Source organism: Burkholderia sp. Ac-20345 (genome assembly GCF_017104825.1).
Classification (GTDB): domain Bacteria; phylum Pseudomonadota; class Gammaproteobacteria; order Burkholderiales; family Burkholderiaceae; genus Burkholderia; species Burkholderia lata_B.
Genome location: NZ_JAAGPO010000309.1, coordinates 1 through 8,099, shown reverse-complemented (window position 1 = coordinate 8,099; position 8,099 = coordinate 1). Strand labels below are relative to the sequence as shown.

General features: G+C 70.5%; 7 protein-coding genes and 1 pseudogene. 3 read left to right on the top strand and 5 right to left on the bottom strand.

The features are described 5' to 3' along the window. Nucleotides 1-39: 39 nt before the first annotated feature. Nucleotides 40-504 (bottom strand): annotated as a pseudogene (locus G3O06_RS45145) (glyoxylate/hydroxypyruvate reductase A); the annotation flags it as partial. Nucleotides 505-893: 389 nt separating this feature from the next. On the opposite strand from G3O06_RS45145, the gene G3O06_RS45140 reads away from it, so the two are divergent. Continuing rightward, nucleotides 894-1,517, top strand: a complete 624-nt coding sequence (locus G3O06_RS45140) for an alpha/beta hydrolase (RefSeq protein WP_174917168.1) — start codon at nt 894-896, stop codon at nt 1,515-1,517. Nucleotides 1,518-1,577: 60 nt separating this feature from the next. On the opposite strand, the gene G3O06_RS45135 is transcribed toward G3O06_RS45140, so the two are convergent. From G3O06_RS45135 to G3O06_RS45125, 3 genes are all read right to left on the bottom strand, one after another. Beyond that, nucleotides 1,578-3,698: a phospholipase C, phosphocholine-specific gene (locus tag G3O06_RS45135; RefSeq protein ID WP_205819952.1), complete on the bottom strand. Its 2,121-nt coding sequence runs from the start codon at nt 3,696-3,698 to the stop codon at nt 1,578-1,580. A gap of 48 nt (nt 3,699-3,746) precedes the next feature. Further along, entirely contained in the window at nt 3,747-4,040 is a 294-nt protein-coding gene (locus tag G3O06_RS45130; RefSeq protein ID WP_174985393.1) for a hypothetical protein, read from the bottom strand. A 260-nt stretch (nt 4,041-4,300) separates the two neighbouring features. Then, nucleotides 4,301-5,221 carry a LysR substrate-binding domain-containing protein gene (locus tag G3O06_RS45125; RefSeq protein ID WP_205819951.1) on the bottom strand — a complete coding sequence of 307 codons (921 nt, stop codon included), beginning with the start codon at nt 5,219-5,221 and terminating at the stop codon, nt 4,301-4,303. Between the two features lie 112 nt (nt 5,222-5,333). On the opposite strand from G3O06_RS45125, the gene G3O06_RS45120 reads away from it, so the two are divergent. Then, the gene (locus G3O06_RS45120) at nt 5,334-5,972 is read left to right on the top strand and encodes a glutathione S-transferase (protein WP_174917172.1); all 639 of its coding nucleotides are present in this window, start codon (nt 5,334-5,336) and stop codon (nt 5,970-5,972) included. Between the two features lie 55 nt (nt 5,973-6,027). Here G3O06_RS45120 and G3O06_RS45115 read toward each other — a convergent pair whose 3' ends face one another. Then, on the bottom strand, nt 6,028-7,299 hold the full coding sequence (locus G3O06_RS45115) for an MFS transporter (protein WP_205819950.1): 1,272 nt from the start codon (nt 7,297-7,299) through the stop codon (nt 6,028-6,030). A gap of 107 nt (nt 7,300-7,406) precedes the next feature. On the opposite strand from G3O06_RS45115, the gene G3O06_RS45110 reads away from it, so the two are divergent. Continuing rightward, on the top strand, nt 7,407-8,099 hold a 693-nt coding region (locus G3O06_RS45110; RefSeq protein WP_205819949.1), incomplete at its 3' end, for a LysR family transcriptional regulator.

Here is an 8,099-nt window from a genome sequence, read left to right as displayed (position 1 = left end):
ATAGATCACCCTCTTTCCCTACCCGACGCTCTCCCGATCCGCGCGCGCGACCTGCGCGCCGAGCACGCCGAGGCCGAGCACGGCGACGGTGAAGCTTGCGCGCGCATGCGGTTCGAGCGGCTGCCAGCGGCGCTCGCGCTGCAACGCTTCGTATTCGTCGAAGCGGCGCAGGTAACGCAGCACCGCGTGTGTCACGTACTCGACCATCTGCTGCGCCATGCCCGAATCTTCCAGCCGCACGAGCGGCACGTGCGGCGGCAGCGTTCCCGGATGCGCGTGCTCGAGCGCGAGCAGCGCATCGACGCCGGCACCGAGGTTGAAGATCGCGCGCAGGCCATCGCGCGGGGCGAAGAATTCGCGCGGCGCGCGCCAGACGAGCGCGTAGTCGGCGGCGGCCGTGTCGCCCGGCTGCCACGCGCGCAGTTCGGCTTCCGGCAGCGCATGCGCGATCTCGTCGCGCCACGCGCCGGCTTCCTGGTGCGGGGAATGGAACAGGATTTTCATTGGATGACGGCGCGCGCGCCGGCGAGGCGCGTCACGGGAACGGCGAGAAGAGCCGGGCGCAGCGCGCCGGCAGGCGTAGCGGACATCGGACGTCTCCTGACGACCGGGCGCCCGGCGCGTCGGCGCCTGGCCCCGGTTCCGTGTGAAGCTGACGGGAAGCCCACATTCTACGGTTTCGCGGCGCATCGCGCGCCGGTGCGCGGGGCGGGCGACCGGCGTGGGCGACCGGCGTGGGTGGCCGCACCGGTGCGCCGTCCCCGGATGGTCGACCCCGGGGCGCTGTCCGCCGGATGGCCGGCCCACGCACAAGCAAAGCACAAAATATTGGTTCGGCCGCCGGGGACGCCGCGCCACAATCGAATCCCGTCTTCAAGCAAGCGAGGGCAATCATGCGCGCATGCAGCAAATCGGCGTGGCCGCCGCGGCTCGTGACCGTTCCGGGCCTGCACGGCAGCGAAGGCGCTCACTGGCAGACCTGGCTCGAACGGCAGTTCCCGCGCTCGCTGCGCGTCGAGCAGGACGACTGGGACGCGCCCGATCTCGTGCGCTGGGCGCAATCGGTGCGCGCATTGCTCGACCGCGAACGTGGCCCGTTCGTGCTGGCCGCGCACAGCTTCGGCTGCCTCGCGGCCGCGCATGCGCTCGCGCAGTGGCCGCATACGGGCGATGTCGCGGGCGTGCTGCTCGTCGCACCCGCCAGTCCGAAGAAATTCACGTTTGCCGGGCCGTTCGACGCGCGCCGGCTCGCGGTGCCGTCGATCGTGATCGGCAGCGAGACCGATCCGTGGATGCCGCTCGGTGACGCGCGCACGCTCGCGCAGCACCTGGGTAGCGCGTTCGTGAACCTCGGCGATGCCGGACACATCAACACGGCGGCCGGCTTCGGGCCGTGGCCGCGCGCGAAGTACTTCATCGACACGCTCGTCCACTGCGCGGCACCGCTGCGCTTTCGCGACGCGGACGACGGCTTCGAAACCGCGCTCGTCGACCGCGCGCTCGCGCACGCGGTCTGACGGGCCGGGCGGGCGGCGCGCGCGGCACGGCAGGTGCCGTGCCACGACGCGCCGTCGCGCTTACGCCGCAGTGACGGGCCGCACCGCGGCCGGATCCGAATAGCTCGGACGGCCGTTCTCGACGTGGCCCGCGAAGCGGCGCGAGAAGGTGCCGGCCGCGCCGTCGCTCACCGTCACGTCATACCATTGGTGGCTCGACGCGAGTGCCCACTGCTCGACGCGCTCGTCGCCGCCATGCAGCGTCACCTGCCGCGACGGCGCGCCGTACGCGTTGTCGGTCAGCGTCAGCGTGACGTGGGCCCCGCCATGGTTGCGCAGCTTCAGGTACAGGTTCCCGTTCGCGACGTCGTAGCCGGCCTTCACTTCCGGCTGCGCGGGGTTGCGATGCGGCGTGGCCGGGGCCGATACGTTGCCCGAGAACACGCGCACGAAGCCGTTCGGCCCGTACACCGCGAACGTGTATGCCCCGTTCGTCACCGTCAGGTCGAAGTCCGCATGCAGTACGCGGCGCGCGCCGACCGTGTAGCGCCACGGGCCGTCGGTGCGGTTCGTCGCATACACGTGAAAGTGCGCGCCCTGGTTGCCGCGGTTCGCGAACTCGATGCGCAGCCGGGTCCCGCCATAAACGCTCGCGTTCACGTGCAGCTCGTACGGCAGCGCGCGTGCCGGCCGCACGCCGGGCTCCTGCGGGTCGATCGGCGACGGCGTCGCGGGCACGGTCGGCGCGGGCTGCGACGTGCATTGCTGGTCGGCGATCGAGCGGTACTGGCTCGTGTCGGGAAGCGGCGGGAACGACGCGTCGGACGAGCGGAAGTCGAATGCGGCGGTGAGGTCGCCGCACACGGTGCGGCGCCACGGCGTGATGTTCGGTTCGTCGATGCCGAAGCGCTCGCCGATGAAGCGGATCACCGACGTGTGGTCGAACACCTGCGAGCACACGAAGCCGCCCTTCGTCCACGGCGACACGACCGTCATCGGCACGCGCGGCCCGAGGCCGTACGGCAGGCCGTCGGCCGTGTAGCTGCCGCCGCGGCCGGGGTTCACGACCGTGTGCAGCTCGCCGTCGGTCGTCACGGTCGACGCGCCCTGCGCGGCCGACGTCGGCGGTTGCGGCGGCACGATGTGGTCGAAGAAGCCGTCGTTCTCGTCGTACATGATGAACAGCACGGTCTTGCGCCATACGTCCGGGTTCGACGTGAGCGCGTCGAGGATCTGCGACGTGTAGTTCGCGCCGTACGCGGGCGTGTATTTCGGATGCTCGGAGAATGCCGCCGGCGGGCACAGCCACGACACCTGCGGCAGCCGGTCGTTGATCACGTCGTCCTTCAGGTTGTCGAGCGTGCGCACTGTCTGCGCGCGCTGGTACAGCGACGAACCGGGCTTCGCGTTGATGAAATTCGCGAAGTTCTGCAGCACGTTCGTGCCGTAGTTGCCGTTGTACGGATCGCTGCCCGTCGTGCCCTGCTGGTAGATCTGCCACGACACGCCGTGCGCTTCGAGACGCTCGGGAAAGGTCGTCCACGACAGCAGCTGGTAGGCGGGCGGCCCGTCGCCGTCGACATAGTCGCTGTTGTCGAGCAGCGGGCCGCCGAACTTGCCGGTCGGGTCGACGGTGCCCGTCATCAGGTACGAGCGGTTCGGGTGCGTCGGTCCCGGCAGCGAGCAGAAGTAGTTGTCGCACACGGTGAACGCATCGGCGAGCGCGTAGTGGAACGGGATGTCCTCGCGCACGTGATAGCCCATCGTCATGTCCGTCTTGTTCGCGGGCCACTGGTCGTAGCGGCCGCCGTCGATCGCCGCGTGCGTCTTGTACCACGAGTGGTCGAGGTCGCCGACGCACTGCGCGCTCGTCGTCAGCGTGTTCAGCCGGAATGGCAGCACCGGCTTGCCCGGGTCGGCCTTCGACGGCTGGTACCACACCGGCTTGCCGTTCGGCAGCGGGATCGGGAAGCGGTCGTTGTAGCCGCGCACGCCGCGCAGGTGTCCGAAGTAATGATCGAACGAGCGGTTTTCCTGCATGAACACGACGATGTGCTCGACATCGCGGATCGTGCCGGTGCCGCGCGCGGCGGGAATCGCGAGCGCACGGCGGATCGATTCGGGGAAGGTGTTGAGCGCGACGGCGGCGCCCGCGGATTGTGCGACGGTATGCAGGAAACGGCGGCGGCTCGATGACGTCATGTTATTTCACCTCGGTTCTGCTGCGGTCGGGGGACGGAAGCGGAGGGATCAGCCGGGAGACGACGCGGCGGCGCTCGACGCGGCCGCGTTCGGTGCGTTCGCCGCGGGCTTCGCGTCGTCGTCGTCATCGGGCGGGTAGTGCACGACGGGCGGCGCGAGCGGCGCGGCATCGGACGCGGCGGCGTTCGCGGCCGCGTCGTTGTTGAAGGCGCTGGCGGAGCCGGCCGATGCGCCGGCCTGCTGCGACGCGTCGGCCGCGTGTGCGTCGTGCGGCGCGTCGTCGCTGCAGGCGGCGACGAAAGCGGCGGCACAAAGAACGACGACAACGGAAACGCGACGCATGACTTCTCTCCTGGCAGGCTGATCGGGAAACGTTTTCGAGTATGCCGGTGCGATGCGACGTTTCGGTGAATCGCTTGCGACCGGCGCGTGATCGCGGAATGCTTTCGATATCCTGACCAGTCACTTGCACGCGGGCGCGCAATATTTCCCGGTGGGCGATGCGAGCCGGGCACTTTTACCCGGGCGCGCGATGTGATGCACGAGAGCGTCCATGGCGTTCGGGCCGCTCGTGACGACTGCGTGCAGCCGATCGCGTTGCGTCAGCGCCGCGGCGTGCGTCGTCGCACCTCGCTGCGCAGCCAGTCGAGCCAGGTGCGGATCGCCGCTTCATGCGGATGGCCGGGGCGCCACACCACATAGTGCGCATATACGTCGGTCACGCGCACCGTCGATACGCGCACGAGCGTGCCGTCCGCGAGTTCGGGCTCGATCAGCGAGCGGCGCGCGAGTGCGACGCCGCGCCCTTTCAGCGTCGCGTCGATCAGCGCATTCGCATCGGTGAAGCGCGGCGCGCGCGCGGATTCGGTGAGATCGAGCCGCGCAGCCTGGAGCCACGGTTCCCACGGCTGCGCGGGATGGCGCAGCAGCGTCGCGCGCACGAGATCGGCCGGCGCACGCGGGGCGATGCCGTCGCGATTGCGGTATGCGGGGCTCGCGACCGGAAAGATCGTCTCGTTCATCAGCTTCTCGGCGACGACGCCAGGCCACGTACCGGGCCCGTAGCGCAGCGCGACGTCGATGCGGTCGCGCTTGCGTAGCGGCGCGAGCGCCACGTCGGGGTGCAGTGCGATCGCGATGTGCGGATGCGCGGCCGTGAAGCGCGGCAGGCGCGGCGTGAGCCAGCGCTCGGCGACGCTCGGCAGCACGCTGACGTTCAGCGTGACGTCGCAGGTGCGCGGGCGGCTGCGCACGGCGAGTGCCGGCTCGAACGCGCGCTCGAGCACGCTGAGGCCCTGGCGCACCTGCAGCGCGAGCGCGTGCGCGGCGTGCGTCGGCGTCGCGCCGTTGCGCTCGCGCGTGAAGAGCGGATAGCCGAGCTGCGCCTCGAGCGCGCGGATGTGCTGGCTGACGGCGCCTTGCGTGAGCGCGAGCTCGTCGGCCGCGCGCGTGAAGCTCTGCAGCCGCACGGCGGTCTCGAACGCGCGCAGCGTCTGCAGCGGAGGAAGGTGGATGCGTCGCATGCGGGTATTAGTAACACTAATGTCCGAGCACGACAATTCATCGTTTGCGGCGGGCAGGCACGCGTTCCTACACTCGGTTCCGTCTTCCACAGCCCCGTCGGGCCACACCACCATGAACGCATATCGTCTCTACCTTTCGCCGGGCGCCTGCTCGCTTGCCGCCCACATCGCGCTGGAGGAAACCGGCGCGCCGTTCGACGTCGAGATCGTCTCCGTGCAGAAGCAGCAGAACCTCGACGCGCGCTATCTCGCGATCAACGCGAAGGCGCGCGTCCCGGTGCTCGCGATTCCGGGCGAGCAGCATGTGCTGACCGAAACGCCGGCGATCCTCACGTATCTCGCGCGCCGTTATCCCGATGCGCAATTGCTGCCGCTCGGCGATCCGCTGCGCGAGGCGCGGTGTCACGAATGGCTCGCCTGGCTGGTCGGCTGGGTGCATGGCGTGGGCTACGGCGCGCTGTGGCGGCCGGGCCGCTTCATCGGCGATCCTGCCCTGCACGGCGAGGTCAGCGCGCACGGGCGAGGCACGATCGAAGCCGCGAACGAAACGATCGAAGCCGCGCTTGCCGACGGCCGCACGTGGGCCGAACCGGGTGCGCATTCGATCGTCGATCCGTTCCTGTTCGTGCTGTATCGATGGGGCGTCGCGATCGGGCTCGACATGACGCGGTATCCCGCATGGACCGCCCACGCGCAGCGCGAGGCCGAACGGCCGGCCGCGCGACGTGCGCTGGCGCGCGAAGCAGCCTGACGGAGGTGCGGGCGTCGTGGCGGTCGCCGCGATGCACGCATGCCACGCGCGGCCGCTAGCGCACGGCGAACAGCGGATAGGTTGCGGCCGCGACCAGCGCGGCCGCGAGCCACACCACGCTCCACGAACTGGCCGCGAGCAGCGGCGGAATCGCGAGCGGCGTCGCGAACAGCCCGAGGTAGACGATCGTGTTCGCCATCCCGAGCGCGGTGCCGGCGTGGTTCGCGCCAGCGAGGGTCGCGAGCTCCGTGTACGCGACGCCGTGCCACGCCGACACGCAGATGCCGGCGAACACGAGAATCGCGACGATCGCGGCAAGCGGCACGTGCGGGCTGCCGGCCGTCGCCGCGGCGAGCAGCGCGAACGACCCGGCCGCGACGAACACTGAACCGCGCAGATACGCGCGCCGGTTGCCGTGCCGGTCGGTATGACGGCCGCTCCACACGCGCATCACCATCGCGCCGAGCTGCAGTACGACCATCGCCGCGCAGATGCCGGCAAGGCCAAGCCGGCCGAAGTCGTGCAGGAACACCGTCGCGAACGTGAGCACCGCGAACTGCGGCGCGCACAGCAGGCCGATGCCGAGCACGATGCGCCACACGGGGCCGCTCGCGAGCGGGTTGCGCGCATGCTGCGCGGATTGCTGCCGCTCGACGGGGCGATGCGCGGCGACGTGCATCGCGGCCGGTGCGGGCGGCGGCTCGTGCAGCCAGCGCCAGGTCAGCCCGGCCGATGCCGCGCACAGCAGCATCAGGGTGCCGAATACCGCGGCAAAGCCCAGGTGCGACGCGAGCGACGGCAACAGCGCCGCGCCGACGCCGCCGCCGAGCGGCACGGCCGTCTGGCGGATGCTCATCGCGAGCCCGCGTTCGCGCTCGCCGAACCAGCGCATCACCGCGCGTCCGCTCGATCCGTTCACGCTGCCGCCGAGCAGGCCGACGCAGCACATCGCTACGACGACCCGCATCAGCGGCGGCACGCCGTGCGCGGTGGGGACGATCGTGCACACCATCAGCGCGAACATCGCGGCCGTCGCGACGAGCCCGGCGAGCAGCACGCGGCGGTCGCCGAAGCGGTCGGCGGCCATCCCCCACGGCAGCTCGGACAGCGCGACGCCGAAGCCGAGCGCGCCGAGCACGAGGCCGAGTGCGCCGTTGTCGAGGTGATAGGCCGTGCGCATCCACACGGCCGTGGTCGGAATGCCCGCCGCCGCGGCCGAGAAGCTCATGTTCGCGGCGACGCCGGCGGCCAGCACGCGCCAGCGATGAGCCGGGCCGCGCGCGTCGCGGGCGGGCGAGGAGGGGGAGGCGGTGTACGAGGTATCCATGACGGCAGGCCCGGTTTGGAAATTGACATCGACAGTCTGGCGACCTACATTCATCCTGAAAATCGGAAAGTTCTTGATGAATCGTTCGATAAAACAGGATGGTTGATATGTCCGGACAAGACATTCCACGCGGCGACGGCGAGTCGTTCGCGCCGGCCGATGCCGCGCTGGCCCGGCCCAACTTCGACGTGGCGGCGCTGCGCAGCCTGGTCGCGGGTGTGGATCTCGGTAGTTTTGCGAAGGCGGCCGACCGGGTCGCGCGCTCGTCGTCGGCGGTGAGCGCGCAGATCCGCAAGCTCGAGGAGCAGGCCGGCACGCCGCTGTTCGTGAAAGCCGGGCGCGGGCTTGCGCTGACCGACGCCGGCGACGCGATGCTGCGCTATGCGCGGCGGATGATCGAGTTGAACGACGAGGCGGCCGCGGCCGTGCGCGGCATGAATCTCGACGGCTGGGTGCGCGTCGGACTGCAGGAAGATTTCGGCGAGGCGATTTTGCCCGACGTGCTCGGGCGGTTCGCGCGCGCGCATCCGAAGGTGCGGATCGAGGCGCGCGTGGCGCGTAATGCCGATTTGCTCGACCGGCTCGACGCGAACCAGCTCGACCTCGCGCTGGTGTGGGGCGATCCGGCGTCGGCGGCGCTCGTGTCGCGGCCGGGTATCGACAGCGAAGCGATCGCGCAGGTGCCGATGCAGTGGGTCGGGGCGGCGGGCGGCTTCGGCATGCCGGGCGGCGGCGCGGAGGAGGGCGTGGAAGGCGATGCGGTCGAAACGGGTGGCCGTGCGGTGCGCGCGCCGGGCGAA